Source organism: Treponema saccharophilum DSM 2985, assembly GCF_000255555.1.
Classification (GTDB): Bacteria; Spirochaetota; Spirochaetia; order Treponematales; family Treponemataceae; genus Treponema_D; species Treponema_D saccharophilum.
The window spans coordinates 127,188-145,328 of record NZ_AGRW01000052.1 but is presented as its reverse complement, the minus strand read 5'-3'; the positions used below and the strand labels follow the sequence as shown (position 1 = coordinate 145,328).

The window sequence follows — 18,141 nt, the reverse complement described above, 5'->3', positions numbered from 1 at the left end:
CGAACCCCCGATTACCTGATTTTCAGAACTTCACGGGACGGAATCCATCCCCCCGTTTCCGGGCAATCAATATAAACCCAATCACCGATATGTTCCACAATCCGGGCGCGCTGTCCGCGTATAACAGAGCGCGACGAGGAAACTTTGTCGGACGACTCCTCGGGGACGAGCGAAAGGCTTCCGCCCGAGACGATTGCATACGTTCTCGTCACGGAATGCGCCATCATCGCGGACGCGACGGCGGAAAGGGCGAACGCAATCCCAAAAAAGCACGAGCGCCTCACGTGCCGAGTCGCGACGGAAACGGCGAAGAGGAAGAGCATCGCGGAAGAAAGCACGGCAAGCGAAAAAGCGAGGGGAACGCTCGGCTCGTCGTCCGGATTCTCTATGCCGAGCGAAAGCTCCTTCGAAAGGCGCTCGTCGCGGGCTGCCGAGAACGGAAGGGAATGCCGCTCCCGACAGCGCAGATTCCGCACCTCCTCGATGTCCTCGGCGGAGATTGAGCCGAGGCGCTCGCCCGATTTCTCCTCCTTCCTCGCGAACGCATCCGCGAACACGTCCTCCCCGCCTGAAGAAAACTGCCCGCGCACGGGAGGCGCGACGATTACGCTCGAAACGGGAAGGGAAATCCGCCGGCGGTCGCCGTTGTACGCAATCGCATCGACCTGAATGTCGGGAAATTCGACCTCGCCCGAGACAAGCGGAATCCACTCGAACGAGGCAATCTTGAATTTCTCAGGGGAGAATTCGGTCCTGCGCTCGCCGCTTCCCACGACGCCTTCGCGGGAAAGCTCCCGGAAAATCGAATTCTTCGGGATTTTCGCGTCCATCCCGAGAATCTGGACGCAATACTGCATGTAAACGGAAAAACCGACAGGCTCGCACGCGCGGAGCCCCTCGAAGTCCCCGCCGTCATCGCGCACGACGGAAAGGGCAGGAAGGACGACGGACGGATTTTCGTAGACGACAATCGTGGCGAACGGGATTTCGATTACGAACGAGCCGATTTTCGCCATCAGCGGCGGAACCGTGACCGTCCCCGCGTCGGAAAACGAAAACCAGAAGCGGATTTCCGTGCCCCTGTCCCCGTCACCATCGATGAATTCGCTTCTCTTCGACGAGATGAATTTCACGTCGGGAGGAAGCTCCGGAAGGTCGGTCTGAATCGACGACGGCGCGACGCCCGGCACGGAAAGGACGAACGAGCAGTCGGAATGCGTGAACACGGTGTCTGCCTCGCACGATACGGAAAGCCCCCTCATCTCAGCCCTCGAAAGCGTGAGCGGCGACGCAAAAAAAACGGGAACGGCAAGCACTGCCGCAAGAAAAATGAACTTCCTAATAGTCGATTCCGCCATCGTCCGCCTCCTTCGATTCCATCTTCTTCCATCGGTTCTGCTCGCCCTCCCGTATGAGGTTGAACAGAGAGCGCTCGAGGGGGCTCGGCTCGCCGCGCGACTCGGAGACGCCCTTCATCTCCGACGCCCCGGAACGCGTGTTGTTGAGCGACTCGCGCCGGATGCACAATTCGAGGTTTATCCGCGCGTCCATGTTCGTCGGGTCGGCGACGACGGACTTCTTGAACATCTCCCGCGCCGAGTCGAATTCGCCCTTCCGACCGAGGACGACGCCCTCGTTGTAGAATATCGCGCCGCGAAGCTTTCCCTCGCCGTCGCTCCCAATCTGCTCGAGCGCATCATCGAGCTTCTCGAGCGCCGCGTCGTATTCCTCAAGCGATATGTATGTCGAGGCAAGCCCGAAAAGCGCGTACGGATGCGAGGCGTCGTCCTTCTCCGTCTCCATAGCCGCCGTGAGGAAATCTGCCGTCGCCTCGCGGAATTTCCCGCTGTAATGGAACCAAGAGCCTTCGAGAATAAGCGAGCGCGCGTCGGAGCACGATGAAAGAAAAAACGGCAGAACGGCAACCATCGAGACGGACGCGCGCGCCTTCCGCCTCAGCCCAGCAACGTCAAGCTCCCCCATGACGAACGAGAGGACGAACGAAATCAGCGACACGAAAATAAGCAGGACATGCCGTTCCACAGGGCGGAATTCTAACGCGCACAGCTCTGACGACGGGGAAAGCTGGTCGAGGAGGACGGTCGCGGAGCCTTTCGAATCGGCATCGACGTAGCGGACAAGCCCCTGCGAGTGGAACGATTTCCGCGCCTCCTTCGATATTTCCTCGGCGATGCTCCTCATCCGGCTCGCCATCAGATATGTCACGACCTCCGTCTTCCCGTCCCCGGCAATCACGCGCGTCCCGTCCTCCGAGCCGAACCCGACCAGCGTCACCGGAATGCGGAACCGCCCCGCATCGACGAGCGCCGGATACATCGAGTCGTCGGTCTCGTCGCCGTCCGTGAACACCCAAATCATGTTCGCCTGCGCCATATTCCGCGGAAACGACGAGAGCGCGCATTCGATTCCGCGCCCGATAGAACTTCCCGACGCCGTCATAAGGTGCGGGGAAAGGGAATCGACGAGCGAATACACCGCCGCGAAATCCTCCGTAAGAGGAAGCGCCACGAACCCGTCGCCTTTCGCGATTACCGCGGAGACGGAAACGCCGTCCATCCTCGGAAGAAGCGCGCCGACGTATTTTCGGACGGCATCGAGCCTGCTCATGCCGCGCACGTCGGCGGCGTTCATGCTGTACGATATGTCGAACACGAGGCAGACCGCGCCGCCGCTTTTCTGAACGGGAACCTGCTTCGTCCCCCACGAAATTCCCGCGAGCGCGAGGCATCCCGCCACCCACGCGACGAACCGGAGGAACAGGCTCGAAAAGAACGAATGCCGGAGCGCCCTCCGCCCCGAAACGACTCCGTCCTCCGGGCAGAACGACGGGAGAGCGCGCGAAAGCCGCACGTACTTGAAAACCATCACCGCTATCACCGGCACAAAACAAAGCATGAAAAGAAGCGCGTATGGACGCTCAATCGAAAAAGAAAGCATTTCCGCCTCCGCTCACAGTATTTCGGAGAGGCACACGCGCCTCACGAACCAGCCCGCCATAAAAAGCACCGCGGACGCGACAAGGAATTTGTGGTAGAAAAGCTCCTCCACCGTCCTGATATGAAAATTCTGGATGACGCGCTCCCTGCCGGCAATCGAGGAAAGGGACTCGGACAACGACGGAATCGTCTCTATGCCGAAATACCGCCCGCCAGCGGCAGACGCAATCCGCTCGAGCGCGCCCCTGTCGAAATCGGACTCGTACAGTCCGGAACGCACGTCCCCGGTGTTCGGGTCGACGTACTCGACGAGGACTGTCCCGCGCGTTCCGATGCCGAGGACGTACACGGAGATTCCGTTCTCATCGGCAAGGGCAGCAGCAGTCTCCGGGTGAATCGAGCCGGCGTTGTTCTCGCCGTCGGTGACGAGGACGATACATTTTCTCGGTGCGGACGTCGCGACGAGATGGTACACGGCGGAGCACAGCCCCGTCCCAATCGCCGAGCCGTCCCCGAGCGCCCCGATTTTCAGCGAATCGAGCCGGTCGAGGAATACGTCGTGGTCGCATGTCGGAGGAACGACGGACACAGCCTCGCTCGCCATCGCGACAAGAGCGAACGTCGCCCCCTTCTCCGCCTCGACAAGCGTCTTTATGCCGAGCCGAGCCGCATCGAGCCTGTTTATCGTGGAGTTGAGGTACGGAATGTCGCGCGCCGCCATCGACGGGCTCGTATCGACGACAAAGAGAATCTCCGTCCCGCGCGACGTGAACACCTTCTCGTGATGGCGCACCACAGGGTCGGAAAACGCGACGACAAGCGCGATGTAGCCAAAAAGCATGAGCGCGCCAGAAAAAAAGGAAAGGAACGCCGCAAGCCGCCCCCTCCACGAGAACGCCGCCCCTCCCCAATCCGAGAGCGTCAGCGGAATCGAGAATTTCCGGAAGAACCCCGCCTTCCTCAGCGCGAAGAGAAGCGGAACGACGAGAATGAAAAGAAACGCCGCAGGATTCTGAAAAACCATCACCACACCTCCTCGAATCCGGCATCATCGCGCGCGGCTCCAGAGCCCACGTCGGCGGAGACTGCCTTTATGAGCGACGACACCATCGACCGCCGCTCGTCAGCCTTGAATTCGGAATCGCACAGCCCGTGCGCGAACCGTATGTAATCAGTCCGGGCGAACACGGAAACGAAAATCTCAATCTCCGGGGGAACGTCGTCTCCAAACACGGACGAGAACACGCGCGGAAGGTCGCCCGTCGTCGCGGACGAGAATTCCTCGCCGAGCAGCCCGCTCAGATAATTCCTGCTTACCGACTGCACGCGCGCGGCGAATTCGACATCTCCGAGCGAATCGGAATTCTTCAGAAGCCTCCGGAAATTCCGGAGGGCAATCCGCGCGTTCTTTTTCAGCGAGAGCGACACGACGAGGCGGGAAAAAAACGCGGAGATGGCGGGAATTCTCGTGAGCGAGAAGACGAACGCCGAGAAAAGCGCGATTGCCGCGACGAGAACGAGGCCGAGAATGAGCTTCGTCCCGGGAACGAGAAGCGGCGCGGACGGCGGGCGGAACGAATCAGCCCCCAAATGCTCCGCAATCGACGAGACGGACAGCGGCTCGAAATCGACCCAGACGACGGGGGGAACGCTCCGGCTTTTCGTCGAGAACTGCATGAGCGCGCCCAAATCGAACGCGGGAAAATCGATTGTGCCAGTCTTCCACGGAACGATTTCGGCACGCAGCGAATACAAGCTTCCGGTGCGGCTCACCTCGACGGACTTCACGAGGCATTTTCCCGAAAGCCGCGCGAACACCGAATAGTCGGGGGAAAGCTCCACCACGGAAAGCTCCGCCACCTCCGCGGGAAACGGGCACACGTCGGAGCTGAATTCATAGCGGATTACGACGGTATCGCCCACGAAAATGTTTTTCGGGATGACGAGCTGCCTCGCCTCCGGCGACGAATCGACGGAAAACGCGGGGAGCGCGGAAAGGCAGACAAGCGCGAGGAGAACGGCCCTAAAAATCATCAGCGGCTCCTCCGCTTGGCAAAAAAACGGGAAAGCGCGAGCACGGAATCCTCTGCGGTCGACACGACGAGCGTATGCGCGCCGTGCTTCGCGCACAGCTCCTCCCATGAATCGACGCGGCGCCTGTTCGCCTCGAACCACGCGCGGGCAAACGACGACGAAGACGTAGGAAGGACAGCCGATGCGCCCGTCTCGCTGTCGGAAAACGGAACAGTCCCCACGACGGGAAGCTCGGAATCAGTCGAGTCGGAAATCCTCACGGCAATGACGTCGTTCCTGCACGAAAGGAACGCAAGCTCCTTCTCCCACCCGGCGGCGCGGAAATCGGAGACGACGAAGACGAGCGAGCGTTTCCGGAGAAGGTTCGACGCGCACCGGAGGGCGGACGAGAGCGCGGAACCGTTCACCGCCCCGGACGGGAATTCGAGCCGGTCAATCTTCGAGAGAATCGAAAGGGCGTTCTCGCGGCCCGGTTTCGGCGGGCACGAAAAGCGCACGGAACCGTCAAAAAAAACGGCCCCGCTCGCCCCGGAATTCCGCTCCGACGCGAGGACGGCAAGCGCCGCGACCTCGCACGCGCTCACAATCCGCACCCCGTCCGACGAGCCGGAGAACATCGACCGGGAGCAGTCGAGCACGACGAGGACGTTCAGCTCGCGGTCCTCCTCGTACTGCTTTATGAAAGCGCGCCCCATACGCGCCGTGACGTTCCAGTCGATTGCGCGCACGTTGTCCCCGGGAATGTACTCGCGCACGTCGCTGAATTCTATCCCCTGCCCCCTGCTTGCCGAGCGGAAATTTCCGCTCCGAATCCCCTCCGACAAGGAGATGGACGCGATTCTGAGGCGCGCCGCGCGCGAGGCAAGATTTTTTGAGAGAATCTCTTTCATCGCAGTCACGGAGCCGGCATAAGAGAGAGAATCTTCCCGATAAGCTCGTCGGAAGTGACGGAATCGGCGGAAGCCTCGTAAGAAAGGACAATCCGGTGCCGCAAAACGGGAAGGGCCGCGCTTTTCACGTCGTCGGGAAGGACGAAATTCCTCCCCGCGAACAGGGCCTGGACCTTCGCGCACTGAAGGAGCGCTATTCCCGCACGGGGCGACGCGCCGAACGATATGTATTTCGAGAATTCGCTCTGGCGGCTCTTGAACTGGCGCTTGTCTTTGTCGGCGCGGGTCGCGCTGACGATTGATACGATGTACTCGACAATCTTGTCGTCGCATTTTATCGAATCGACGAGCTTCCTCATCGCAAAAATCTTCTCCGCGTCGAGGATTTTCCGCAAGGGGATGTCGGGAGCCTTCCCGCATGTCCTGACGACGGCGATTTCCTCCTCCGGCGTCGGATACGAGACAACTAGCTTGAGGAGGAACCTGTCCAGCTCCGCCGCGGGGAGGTTGTACGTCCCCTCCTCGTCAATTGGGTTCTGCGTCGCGAGGACGATGAACGGCTCGGGAAGCTTGTAGGTGTTCTCGCCAATCGTGACCTGGCGCTCCGCCATCGCCTCAAGAAGCGCGGACTGGACTTTCGCGGGAGAGCGGTTAATCTCGTCGGCGAGGACGACGTTCGTGAACACCGGCCCCTTCCTGACGGAGAACGTCGCCGAATTCTGCTCGTAGATGAGCGTTCCCGTCACATCGGCGGGAAGCAAATCGGGCGTGAACTGGATTCTCTTGAAGTCCAGCCCCGAAACATCAGCGAAAGACCGCACGGCAAGCGTTTTCGCAAGCCCCGGCACGCCCTCAAGAAGGACGTGGCCCCCGGCGATTGCCGCCGTCAGAATCCCGTCGACGACATCCTTCTGCCCGACGACCCTGCGGGAAATCTCCTCGCGGCACAAATCGATAACTTTTCTGCAAACCTCAAAATTCTCCGTATCAGACACAGCTGCTCCCTACCCGTTTTTCCCAATAATTGCACATTATTTTCCAAAAATGTAAACTGAATTTATCATGTTACATATCTTAGCTCAAGAATTGAACGACACGCTCGCCGGAACGACAGCCGGCTTGCTTCTTTCGGACCTCGGAAGCCGCATCTACTTCCCGAAGGGAATTATCGCGCAAAGTGCGGAGGCAAAGAAACTCGGCAAGACGGCAAACGCCACGATTGGAACCGCGCTGGAGGGCGGAAAACCGATAATACTCGGCTCCGTCCACAAATTCGCGCCGGAGCTTTCGGCGGCAGAGCTGGTCTCGTACGCGCCGACAGCGGGAAACCCCGACCTCCGCGCGAAGTGGAAGGAAAAGCTTCTCGAGAAGAACCCGCTCCTCAAAGGGAAGACTTTCTCGCTTCCCGTCGTCGTGCCGGGACTTACGGCAGGTATCTCGTTCCTCTCGGACTTGTTCGTGGACGAGAAGCATCCGCTCCTCGCGGCAGACCCATCTTGGGACAACTATGCGCTTATCGTCGAGACACGGCGCAATTCTGAGCTACACCAGTTCAACATGTTCAGGGACGGCGGTTTCGACATCGACTCGTTCAAGAAGGCGCTGCGCGACGAGGCGGAGAAAAGCGGCTCCGTGCGCGTAATCCTCAACTTCCCGCAGAACCCGTCGGGATACTCCCCGTCGAACGCCGAGGCAGAGGCGATAATCGCGGCAATAAAGGCGGAGGCGGAGAAAGGGACGCGCATCATCGTCTGGGACGACGACGCGTATTTCGGGCTGAACTACGAGGACGACATCTACCCGCAGTCGCTTTTCGCGGCGCTCTGCGACATCCACGAGAACGTGCTCGCGGTGAAGATTGACGGGCCGACGAAGGAAGACTTCGCGTGGGGATTCAGGAACGGATTCGTCACGTTCGGCTGCAAGGGCATGACGGACGCGCAGTACGACGCGCTCGTCAAGAAGCTCATGGGTCTGATTCGCTCGTCCGTCAGCTGCTCGACGACGCCGTCGCAGAGCATGATGCTCCGCGCGCTCGGCGAGCCGAACCTCAACGCGGAGAAGGCGAAATACCGCGCTGTCCTCGAACGGAGATACAAGGTCGTCCGCGCGTTCGTCGACTCGCACGCGTCGAAAAAGCTCACGCCGCTCCCGTTCAACTCGGGATATTTCATGAGCTTCGCGCTCAACGGAATCGACGCCGAATCATTGAGGCTCAAGCTCCTCAACGAGCGCGGAATCGGCACAATCGCAATCGACAGCAAAACGCTCAGGGTGGCGTTCAGCTCGCTCGACGAGGACAAGATAGAGACAGTCTACAGCGCGATATACGAAGCCGCCGAAGAAATGTAAAAAAAAAACGGGGGCGGACGGCATGATTCCGAACCGCCCCAGTTTTTCTGCAAACCCCATCTCCTTTTTCCGACAATCCGACAAAATGAAGAATTCCATAAGAAAAACAATATCCGCACTGACGGCGGCACTCGCCATCATCCCGCTCTTTTTCTGCGCATGCGACGACAGCCCGACCTCGACGATAACGATATGGACGGACAAAGCCGAAATCGCCTCCTACGCGGAGCTTTTCAACGCGTCGCACGACAAGACGAAGGCGGTCGTCGTATACAAAGAACGGCTCTCGGCGTCCCTCCCACCCGCGAAGGACGAGGCGGCGCCCGACGCCATCATCGGCTCGCTGCTCAAGAATTCGGGCAACGAGAAGTATTTCGCGAACCTCGACGACATGCTCGGAGAGCGCGACGACGACGGGGAAATCTCGAAACGGAAAATCGACAGGAAATTCTTCTACTCCTCGCTCCTCGATTACGGGAAGAACGAGGACGGCAAGCAAATTCTCATCCCGGTGAGCTTCAATCTCCCGGTAATCATCTTCTCGGACGAGAACAAGCCGCTCGTAAAGAACGCGCACATGCTCGAGCTTGAGGAAATCCGCGACCTGTCGAAGGAATTCAACGCGACGGCGAAAAGCGGCATCTACACGAAAATGGGCTTCGCGCCCTCATGGAACAGCGATTTCCTCTACACGGCGGCGAAGATGACGGGCGCCGACTTCCACGAGGAAGGAAACGCGCTCGCATGGGACGAAGAATCGCTCGAGATTGCAGAGGAATTCCTGCGCGAATGGACGAAAAACGCGAACAGCTCGTCAACCGCGGAGCAGGATTTCTCGTTCAAATACCTCTACACGCCGAACTACAAGCAGGTCGCGTCCGGCAGGTGCCTTTTCGCGTACACGACGACGAGCAAATTCTTTTCCCTCGCCCCGGAGCAGACGGAGAACCTGCATTTCCGGTGGCTCACGACGAACAAGACGATACTCGCGGACGACGAGATTACGACGGCGGGAATTTACAGGAAATCGCCGGCACGGAACCGCAGGGACGCGAAAACGTTCCTCTTGTGGATGATGGACGAGGAGAACCAGCGCGCGATGCTCGACAGGAGCTTCCGCATGAACCTCGGCACGAAGACGTTCGGAATCTGCGGCGGTTTTTCGGCGCTCAAGGGCGTGAACGAGAGGTTCTTCCCGACGTTCTACAAGAACCTGCTCGGAAACCTGCCCGGAGAATCGGCAATCCGCGCGCCCGCCCCGCTCCCCACCCGCTGGGAAAGCCTGAAGGAGCGCGTCGTCATCCCGCACCTTGCCGAGTCGACGAGAACGGAAGGTTGGCAGGACGCGAAATCAATCGACGAGCGACTCAAGTCGTGGGCGAAGCAGTTCAACTGACGAGCGGAAACGACGGCTTTCCCGCGCAAAAAATCCCTTTTTCCCCTCCCCGATTACGGAAAACGATGCGGCGCCAAATTTGCCTTAAAAAAAAATCGCGCGCGCCGAAAATAAAGTAAAGCGCCCGGAATTTTCACCCGCATTCATCAAAGCAGCACAAACCGAACGATGCGTTTTTCGGGCAGGTCACTCTTCACAATCACAGCAGTCTGATTTCTATAGAAAGGGGGGAAAAATGGTTGATGCGGTTTCAGTGAACAACAATATCTCAAGCGTCTCATTCCAGAACGCCTCGAACGGCTCGGACAAGGTCTACGTTCCCGTCCGTCCCGCAAACGTCGTCTACTCCCAGCTCGAGCATGTCTCCGGCGTCGCCGCACGGGAAAACCAGATGGGCGTCACGGTAAGCAAGGTCCAGATTCTGAACTCGCTTATCGACCAGCTCATCTCGATGCGCGCATTCCCGAACATCGACTCCTCAAAGGAAGCCCCGCTCAACGAAAAGCAGATTGACGTCCTCATAGACAGCTTCCAGATGAAGCTCCAGACGACAATCCAGGTCGCGAAGGCAACCGGATACGGGCTGGCGGGCGCAACGCCGGACGTCGGCGTTCTCTTCACGCTGGACGCATGAGGAAGGAAGGCGGGAAGATGCCGACAGGACGCCTCAGAGGAGAGGAAGGAAACGCGCCGAAAAGGGCGCGTTTTTTTGTTTCCAGCATAGCCTTCAGCCAGCAGGACTTGTTTCGGCATCTCTTGATTGCAGATTCTGAAACAAGTTCAGGATGACAGTTCGCCGCCACGCCCGCACCCCGTTGACAGTATAAATAGTTTGGTATAAAACTATTTTTCATGGCGGACACGGAAAAATCAGCGGAATTCATGCTTCTTGCGATAAATGAGGCGAAAAAAGGAGAGGGTTTTACTCACCCAAATCCTTTGGTTGGCGCGGTGCTGGTCAAAGACGGCATTGTGCTTGCGACTGGCTACCACCATAGATACGGCGATTTGCACGCAGAACGCGATTGCTTGAAAAATGCTCGTGAAAAGGGCGTGGACACGAAAGGCGCGACGATGTACGTTACTCTTGAGCCGTGCTGTCATACGGGAAAGCAACCTCCTTGCACGAATGCGATTATCGAGGCTGGAATTGCGCGCGTCGTTATCGGCAGCCGCGACCCGAATAACCTTGTGAACGGCAAGGGAGTGGAACAGCTCAAAGCCGCGGGTATCGAGGTTGTGCAGGACTTTTTGAAAGAAGAATGTGATAAGCTCAACGAAGTTTTCTTCTATTATATTACGCACAAAATGCCATATGTCATTTTGAAATATGCGATGACGGCGGACGGCAGAACGGCGACCGTTTCGGGCAAAAGCAAGTGGATTACGGGCGAAAAGGCTCGCGAGAATGTGCATAGAACGCGCGCTAGCGTTGCCGCGGTTATGACGGGGATAGGAACCGTGAAAGCCGACGACCCGCTTTTGACTTGCCGACTCGACGACGGAAAAGAGCACCACCAACCAGAGCGCATTGTTATCGATACAAATCTTGAAATACCCGAGGAAAGCGCGCTCGTGAAGTCTGCAAAAACGTCAAAGGTTACCGTGATTTACGGATTTTTCAACCCGCACACGAGCGACAGGCGGGAGTGGCTTTTCCATCAAGGCGTTGAAACAGCAAGTTTCAGCTTGGACGAAAAGCACAGAATCAACATAAAAGAAGTGCTTGAATATCTTGCTTCAATCGGAATCGACAGCATTCTTGTCGAAAGCGGCGGAGAGTTGGCGGCTTCTGTTTTGCCCTTTGCCAACGAGGTTCACGCATATGTTGCGCCAAAGATTTTCGGAGGAGTTTCCGATATTCGCGTGCCAATTCGTGGCGATGGCGTGGACAGCCCAGACGACGCGGTACAGTTCAGTCTTTTGGGCGTGGAGCAATTCGGCGACGATGTGCTTTTGAAGTACAAACGAGGGGCAGGGGGAGAGGTCTAAAGATGTTTACTGGAATTGTTGAAGACGTTGGCTCAATCGGCTCAATCGAACAAAACGGCAGCTCTTTGGTTTTGCAGATAAAAGCAAAGTTCGCTTCTGAGCTGACACTCGGCGAAAGTGTGGCTGTAAACGGCATTTGCCTCACGGTTACCAAAAAGGACGACGCGAGCTTTTCGGCAGACGTTACGCCCGAAACGTTCCGAAGAACGTCGCTGTCTTTGCTTTCCGCAGGCTCTCCCGTGAACCTTGAGCGCGCGATGAGGGCTGACGGCAGATTCGGCGGGCATATCGTTTCGGGACACATCGACGGCACGGGAAGGCTTACGGCGATACGGCGGGAAGACAACGCGTACAATGTCTTTTTCCGCGTGGAAAAGCCGCTTTTCCGCTACATCATCGAAAAGGGCTCGGTTGCGCTTGACGGAATCAGTTTGACGGTGGCGAGCGTGAAAAACGAAGGCAATTATGGCGAGTTCAGCGTGGCTGTCATTCCGCACACATGGGAGAACACCGCGCTCAAAAACAAGCGAGTCGGCAGCATCATAAACGTGGAGTGCGACGTAGTCGGAAAGTATATCGAGCATTTTGTGAGTTTTGGCAAAGAGGAAACAAAGCAAACTGAAATCGATATGACGAACTTTCCGAGCTTCCACAGATAAGGCTACTTTGAAAACAGGCATAGATTAGGGAGAAACAGGCGTGCCTGTGAGGAGAAATATTTTTATGGATAAGAATGACGAGAAGATACAATTTGACAGCATAGAGCAGGCGTTGGCGGATTTGCGCGCTGGCAAAATAATTATGGTTACCGACGACGAGAACCGCGAGAACGAGGGCGATTTGATTTGTGCGGCGGAGGCAGCTACAGGCGAGAACATCAACTTTATGGCGTGCAATGCAAAGGGCTTGATTTGCACTCCGATTAGCGAGGAAATCGCAGAGAAGCTTGAGCTTTTCCCGATGGTCGCAAAAAACACTGACAATCACGAAACCGCCTTCACTGTATCGATTGACCACGTTTCGACTTCAACGGGAATCAGCGCGTTTGACCGCTCGGCGACGGCGATTGCGCTCACCAAAGACGACACGAAGCCTTCTGATTTCCGCCGTCCCGGTCATATGTTCCCGCTCATCGCTGTGAAAAACGGCGTTTTCGCGCGGCAGGGACACACTGAGGCGACTGTGGATTTGTGTCGCTTGGCGGGCTTGAAAGAAGCGGGCTTGTGCTGCGAGATTATGAGCGCGGACGGACACATGGCGCGACTTCCCGAGCTCGACAAATTGCGAAAAGAATGGGGAATGACGCTCATCACGATTGAGCAGCTCATCGAATACCGGAAAAGCCACGAGAAAATCGTCGAGAGGAAAGCCGAGGCGCGCCTTCCGACACGGTACGGCGACTTCAGGCTTTTCGGATTCCACGACAGGATAACGGGAGCGGAGCACGCCGCGCTCGTCCTCGGCGACGTCACGGGCGACAAGCCGGTCCTCGTCAGGGTGCACTCGGAATGCCTTACGGGTGACGCGTTCGGCTCGCTCAAATGCGACTGCGGCGACCAGTTCGACGCGGCGATGAGAAAAATCGCGGAGGAAGGGCGCGGAATCCTCGTGTACCTGCGGCAGGAAGGACGCGGAATCGGGCTTCTAAACAAGATAAAGGCGTATTCGCTCCAGGACAACGGGATGGACACCGTAGACGCGAACCTCGCGCTCGGGCTTCCGGCAGACGCGCGCGACTACAACTGCGGAATCCAGATTCTGCGCGACCTCGGCGTGCGGAAAATCCGGCTGATGACGAACAATCCCGACAAAATCGAGCAGATAAACGCGGGCGGGAAAGGAATCGAGATAACGGAGCGCGTTCCCCTCGCCGTCAAGACGCGCCCGCAGGACATCGAGTACCTGCTGACGAAAAAGCGAAGAATGGGGCATATGCTTTGAGATTCCACGCAAGAAAGGCAGCTGTTCCGCTCATGCTCATCGCCTTGTCGGCCGGGGCGGCGCGCGCGCAGGATTTCAGGCAGGTTCTGTTCGGGAACAACTACGAGAGAATCGGGCGCGTCACGAACGAGGACGTGCTTTCCGCGCTGAAGGAAAAAATCGAGCCGGTCGTGCGCGCCTACACGGCAAGGGACGACCGCGCCCCGCGTGTTCTTTCGGTGACCGCGATTTTCGAGGAGAAATACATCAACGGGAAAATCTACCGCGTAATAGCGGCAGACCACGATTACGGCGCGAAGCTGCTCGGCGAGGAAAAATCGGAATCGGAACGGACGGAAGGCCGCTCCCTTTTCGCGCGGCTCCGCTCGGCGATAAAGCGGGAGGCGTTCGGCGTTCCGATGCAGAACGTGTTCCAGCTCGTGTTCGTCGAGACGGAAAAAGGGCTCAGATGCCTCTGCGCGGAACCGTTCCGCTACTGGAACAGCGACGGGAACGAATGGTTCTTCTGCGAGAATTCGTTCTCAAGCGTCGAAATCATCAACAGGGACGGGATGATAAACGGCATACTGCTCCACACGACGAGCGAGACGGAAACGCACATCGGCCCGAAGCGCACCGCCGAGCGGAAAAGCCGCGCGTGGTTCATGGAATTCGGGACGGCGTTCCTCTACGGCGACTCGCTCGAAATGGACATCAAAAAGGACTGCGACGCCGAAATCGAGGGAAGCTTCGCGCTCATCGACAGGAAACGCCCGTTCCTCTACACGATTCAGAACGCGTTCGACGGAAACCCGGCGACAAGCTTCATCGAGGACACGGACGACGACATGATGGAGATTTCGGTCTCCGTGAAATCCCCGTCGTCGGAGACGGACAGGATACGGATTGTCAACGGCTACGCGCAGACGGAAAAGCTCTACAAGGCGAACAACCGCATCGCAAGGATTTCCTCCGGCGCGAAAGCGGAATTCACCTGCGCGGACGGGAAGACGGAAGCGCAGGAATCACCATGGGACAAAAGCGCGCTCACAGTCCTCTCAATCCACAAGGGAAGCTCGTTCAGCGACACGTGCCTCGCCGAGCTCGATTTCCGGACGAAGGGAGGAAAGTGGATTTTCGGCGAAAACTGAGAGACCACCGCACACAAAACGAGAATGGAATGCGGGGAATGAATTCCGCGCACCTACACTATTTTTTTGAAGGAGACAAAAATGAACATCATCGAAGGAAAACTGACCGATGCCGGCGGAATGAAAATCGCCATCGTCGCGTCGAGATTCAACGAATTCATCGTTTCGAAGCTGATTGGCGGCGCGCGCGACGCGCTCGTCAGGCATGACGTCAGCGAGGACAACATCGACCTTGCCTGGGTTCCCGGAGCGTTCGAAATTCCCGTCGCTTGCAAGCACCTTGCGGAGTCGAAGAAATACGACGCGATTATAGCGCTCGGCGCCGTCATCCGCGGCTCGACAAGCCACTACGACTACGTCTGCGCGGAAGTCTCGAAGGGAATCGCCCAGATTTCACTGCAGACAGGCATTCCCGTCATGTTCGGCGTCCTCACAACCGACACAATCCAGCAGGCAATCGAGCGCGCCGGCACAAAAGCCGGAAACAAAGGCTACGACTGCGCGATCGGCGCAATCGAGATGGTCAACCTCGTAAAACAAACGAAGGCCCTCTCAAAAATCAGCCTCTAACCCGCCCCTCTCACAAACGCGCACCTCCCCTCAGGAAGGTGCGCAATGCGCACCGGCGCACGCTTGCTCCAACCAAGCCAATCTTGGAACGGGGAAAACCCCGCAAGTCCTCCGCCCCCCGGGCAAGGAAGGTGCGCAAATGCGCACCGCCGCACGCTTGCTCCAACCAAGCAAATCTTAGAACGGGAAAAAACCCGCAAGCCTCCGCCCTCCTGGCAAGGAAGGTGCGCAAATGCGCACCGGCGCACGCTTACTCCAACCAAGCCATCTTGGAACGGAAAAAGAAATGCTCACCGCCCGCTCGGGCCGAGCGTCTCGCGGTCCTCGGCGAGGAGGTCGTCCCACGGGATTTCGTTGCGGCGGTTCCGGTCCGTCGAGAATCCAGGCTCGCGCTGCTCCATTTCCTCTAGCCAGTCGTATTTCTTCAGGCGGAGGCGGAGCGCGTTCGTCGAGGAGAGCGTCAGCCCGAAGAAGCCGGGGACAATCATGAAGAACGCGCACGAAATCAGGAAGATGACGACGTTGTGGAAGAAAACGCCGACCGAGAAAAGCGGGTTGTCGAAGAAAATTATGAACGATTTTTTCAGGCACTTTGAGAAGCCGTTCTGCTCCTGAAGGAAGTAAAGCGGGACGAACCACTGCAGCGCGCACGCCGATATGAACGAGAACCACCCGAGGAACGCAATCATGGCGAGGGAGAAAAATCCGCCGGCTGAAAGGTAGTAGATTACGCCGAACCGAATCATCAGGACTAGCAGCATGAGCGCGGCGCCCGAAAAGAACCCTATCCGCCACGCATACGAGAACGCCCTGAAGAACGTGCCGAAGCTTCCCGAACCGAAATTCGCGATTTTCGCGGCATTCGCCCCGAAAGCGAAGATGAGCGTCATCAAGATTCCGCCCGCACCGATGAGGACGGCGTTCGGGAGGAACGGATTTACCCGCAGCGAGAAGCGAATTCCGTAAAACGCCGCCGCGAGCACGACAATCGCGAACACGTTCGAAACCATCAGGAAGAACATGTTGTCCCACCCGTCCGCAAAATTTTTCTTCAAAAAGAACCTGAACATTCACACTCCAAAATCACGAAAAAAAAGAAATTCCGCCCGGCAGCGGAAAAAAGGAGCCGGACGGACAAAAAATCAGAACAGCCCGGAAATCACGCCGTCGTCGTCGATGTCGATGTTGAGGGCGGCAGGCATTTTCGGAAGCCCCGGCATCGTCATGATGTCGCCCGCAAGGACGACGACGAATCCCGCGCCGGAATACAGCTGGACGTCGCGGACGGGGAATATGTAATCCTTCGGCGCGCCCATAAGCTTGGGGTCGTGGCTCAGCGAATTCTGCGTCTTGGCGATGCAGACGGGAAGCTCCTTGTATCCCATCTCCTCGTATTCGCGGAGCTTTTTCAGGACGCTCGGCGGGAATTCCACGTCGGAGGCGCGGTATATCTGGCGCGCGATTGTGCGGATTTTTTCCACGAACGACGCGCTCGACTCGTAAAGGTAGCGGAAGTCCGCCTTCGTTTTCTCCGTGATGTCTACGACGGCACGGGCAAGCTCCTCCATTCCCTCGCCGCCTTTCGCCCAGCCCTCGCACAGGACAGCGCGCGCGCCCTTCGTCTCGCAGAGTTTTTCGAGCATGGCGATTTCCTCGTCGGTGTCCGTCACGAATTTGTTCACGGCGACGATTGAGGGGACGCCGAATTTTTTGATGTTGTCGAGATGGACGGAAAGGTTCTCGAAGCCCTTCTGCAGCGCGGCGATGCTCGGCGTCGAAAGGTCGGCCTTCGCCATCCCGCCGTGCATCTTGAGCGCCCGCACCGTCGCGACAACGACGACCGCATCGGGGGAGATTCCCGCGGCGCGGCATTTTATGTCCATGAATTTCTCCGCGCCCAAATCGGCAGCGAACCCCGCCTCGGTGACGACGTAATCGCCGCTCGCCAGCGCGCAGAGCGTCGCGTTCACGGAATTCGTTCCCTGCGCGATGTTCGCGAACGGGCCGCAATGGACGAAAACGGGATTCTTCTCGAGCGTCTGCACGAGGTTCGGCTTTATCGCGTCCTTGAGGAGCGCGGCTATCGCGCCGGTGCACTTGAATTCCCCGAATTTGAGCGGGCGCCTGTCGAACGTCTGCGCAACCGTGATGTTGTCTATGCGCTTCTTGAGGTCGGAAATCGAGGTCGCGAGGCAGACAATCGCCATAAGCTCCGACGCGACGGAGATGCAGAAATGGTCCTCGCGCGGAATGCCGTCCGTCCGCCCGCCAAGCCCAATCGTGATGTTCCTGAGCGCGCGGTCGTTCAAATCGACGACGCGCTTCCACGTCACGGTGCGCGGGTCGATGCGCAGCGCGTTCGTCTGGTGTATGTGGTTGTCGATTATCGCGGAGATGAGGTTGTTCGCGATGGAGATTGCGTGGATGTCGCCGGTAAAATGAAGGTTGATGTCCTCCATCGGGACAATCTGCGCGTATCCGCCGCCGCATGCGCCTCCCTTCACCCCGAAGCACGGCCCGAGCGACGGCTCGCGCAGCGCGATTACCGCCTTCTTCCCTATCCTGTTCAGCCCGTCGCCAAGCCCGATCGAGACGGTGCTTTTCCCCTCGCCCGCGGGTGTCGGGGTGACGGCCGTCGTCAGGATGAGTTTTCCCCGTTTCTGCGGGTCGCGCGCCTTCTCCTGCAGCGCGCGCAGTTCCGCCATTGTGATTTTTGCCTTGTACGGTCCATACAGCTCAAGCGATTCCTCGCCTATACCGATTTTTTTCGCGACGTCCGCAATAGGAGCCATCACGTTTTTCTGAGCGATTTCTATGTCTGTCATACATTCCCCCAACTGCTCGTGTTTTTTTTCGGGCTCGATTCTACACTATTTTCG

16 protein-coding genes are annotated in these 18,141 nt (G+C 58.0%); 8 read left to right on the top strand and 8 right to left on the bottom strand.

The window, feature by feature from the left end; genetic code table 11:
* Window positions 1-11: 11 nt before the first annotated feature.
* Genes TRESADRAFT_RS11380 through TRESADRAFT_RS11355 form a run of 6 tightly spaced genes read right to left on the bottom strand, consistent with a single transcriptional unit; the run spans window position 12 to window position 6,876 of the window.
* On the bottom strand, window positions 12-1,358 hold the full coding sequence (locus TRESADRAFT_RS11380) for a hypothetical protein (RefSeq protein ID WP_002705835.1): 1,347 nt from the start codon (window positions 1,356-1,358) through the stop codon (window positions 12-14).
* Entirely contained in the window at window positions 1,339-2,958 is a 1,620-nt protein-coding gene (locus TRESADRAFT_RS11375; protein ID WP_002705834.1) for a vWA domain-containing protein, read from the bottom strand. The genes TRESADRAFT_RS11380 and TRESADRAFT_RS11375 overlap by 20 nt, the downstream gene beginning before the upstream one ends.
* A 12-nt stretch (window positions 2,959-2,970) precedes the next feature.
* Window positions 2,971-3,981 (bottom strand): VWA domain-containing protein, encoded by a 1,011-nt coding sequence (locus tag TRESADRAFT_RS11370; RefSeq protein ID WP_002705833.1) that lies wholly within the window; start codon window positions 3,979-3,981, stop codon window positions 2,971-2,973.
* The gene (locus TRESADRAFT_RS11365) at window positions 3,981-4,991 is read right to left on the bottom strand and encodes a hypothetical protein (protein ID WP_002705831.1); all 1,011 of its coding nucleotides are present in this window, start codon (window positions 4,989-4,991) and stop codon (window positions 3,981-3,983) included. Before TRESADRAFT_RS11365 ends, TRESADRAFT_RS11370 begins: the two co-directional genes overlap by 1 nt.
* Complete coding sequence (locus tag TRESADRAFT_RS11360) at window positions 4,991-5,881, bottom strand: DUF58 domain-containing protein (RefSeq protein ID WP_002705830.1); 891 nt, start codon at window positions 5,879-5,881, stop codon at window positions 4,991-4,993. The genes TRESADRAFT_RS11365 and TRESADRAFT_RS11360 overlap by 1 nt, the downstream gene beginning before the upstream one ends.
* A 5-nt stretch (window positions 5,882-5,886) precedes the next feature.
* The gene (locus TRESADRAFT_RS11355) at window positions 5,887-6,876 is read right to left on the bottom strand and encodes an AAA family ATPase (protein WP_002705829.1); all 990 of its coding nucleotides are present in this window, start codon (window positions 6,874-6,876) and stop codon (window positions 5,887-5,889) included.
* Window positions 6,877-6,943: 67 nt separating this feature from the next.
* On the opposite strand from TRESADRAFT_RS11355, the gene TRESADRAFT_RS11350 reads away from it, so the two are divergent.
* From TRESADRAFT_RS11350 to ribH, 8 genes are all read left to right on the top strand, one after another.
* On the top strand, window positions 6,944-8,233 hold the full coding sequence (locus TRESADRAFT_RS11350) for an aminotransferase class I/II-fold pyridoxal phosphate-dependent enzyme (protein ID WP_002705828.1): 1,290 nt from the start codon (window positions 6,944-6,946) through the stop codon (window positions 8,231-8,233).
* A gap of 85 nt (window positions 8,234-8,318) precedes the next feature.
* Entirely contained in the window at window positions 8,319-9,629 is a 1,311-nt protein-coding gene (locus TRESADRAFT_RS11345; RefSeq protein WP_040843038.1) for an ABC transporter substrate-binding protein, read from the top strand.
* 235 nt (window positions 9,630-9,864) lie between these two features.
* Window positions 9,865-10,263: a hypothetical protein gene (locus TRESADRAFT_RS11340; protein WP_002705826.1), complete on the top strand. Its 399-nt coding sequence runs from the start codon at window positions 9,865-9,867 to the stop codon at window positions 10,261-10,263.
* A 218-nt stretch (window positions 10,264-10,481) separates the two neighbouring features.
* Entirely contained in the window at window positions 10,482-11,621 is a 1,140-nt protein-coding gene (gene ribD / locus TRESADRAFT_RS11335) for a bifunctional diaminohydroxyphosphoribosylaminopyrimidine deaminase/5-amino-6-(5-phosphoribosylamino)uracil reductase RibD (RefSeq protein ID WP_002705825.1), read from the top strand.
* 2 nt (window positions 11,622-11,623) lie between these two features.
* Window positions 11,624-12,280: a riboflavin synthase gene (locus tag TRESADRAFT_RS11330; protein ID WP_002705824.1), complete on the top strand. Its 657-nt coding sequence runs from the start codon at window positions 11,624-11,626 to the stop codon at window positions 12,278-12,280.
* Between the two features lie 64 nt (window positions 12,281-12,344).
* Window positions 12,345-13,562, top strand: coding sequence for a bifunctional 3,4-dihydroxy-2-butanone-4-phosphate synthase/GTP cyclohydrolase II (locus tag TRESADRAFT_RS11325; protein WP_002705823.1), 1,218 nt, complete (start codon window positions 12,345-12,347; stop codon window positions 13,560-13,562).
* Window positions 13,559-14,692: an NADase-type glycan-binding domain-containing protein gene (locus TRESADRAFT_RS15325; RefSeq protein ID WP_050985091.1), complete on the top strand. Its 1,134-nt coding sequence runs from the start codon at window positions 13,559-13,561 to the stop codon at window positions 14,690-14,692. The genes TRESADRAFT_RS11325 and TRESADRAFT_RS15325 overlap by 4 nt, the downstream gene beginning before the upstream one ends.
* Window positions 14,693-14,773: 81 nt before the next feature.
* Entirely contained in the window at window positions 14,774-15,262 is a 489-nt protein-coding gene (ribH, locus tag TRESADRAFT_RS11315) for a 6,7-dimethyl-8-ribityllumazine synthase (protein ID WP_002705821.1), read from the top strand.
* Window positions 15,263-15,552: 290 nt separating this feature from the next.
* On the opposite strand, the gene TRESADRAFT_RS11310 is transcribed toward ribH, so the two are convergent.
* Both TRESADRAFT_RS11310 and TRESADRAFT_RS11305 read right to left on the bottom strand, forming a co-directional pair.
* Window positions 15,553-16,332, bottom strand: coding sequence for a YesL family protein (locus TRESADRAFT_RS11310; protein WP_002705820.1), 780 nt, complete (start codon window positions 16,330-16,332; stop codon window positions 15,553-15,555).
* Window positions 16,333-16,404: 72 nt separating this feature from the next.
* Window positions 16,405-18,087: a formate--tetrahydrofolate ligase gene (locus TRESADRAFT_RS11305; protein WP_002705819.1), complete on the bottom strand. Its 1,683-nt coding sequence runs from the start codon at window positions 18,085-18,087 to the stop codon at window positions 16,405-16,407.
* Window positions 18,088-18,141: the final 54 nt, after the last annotated feature.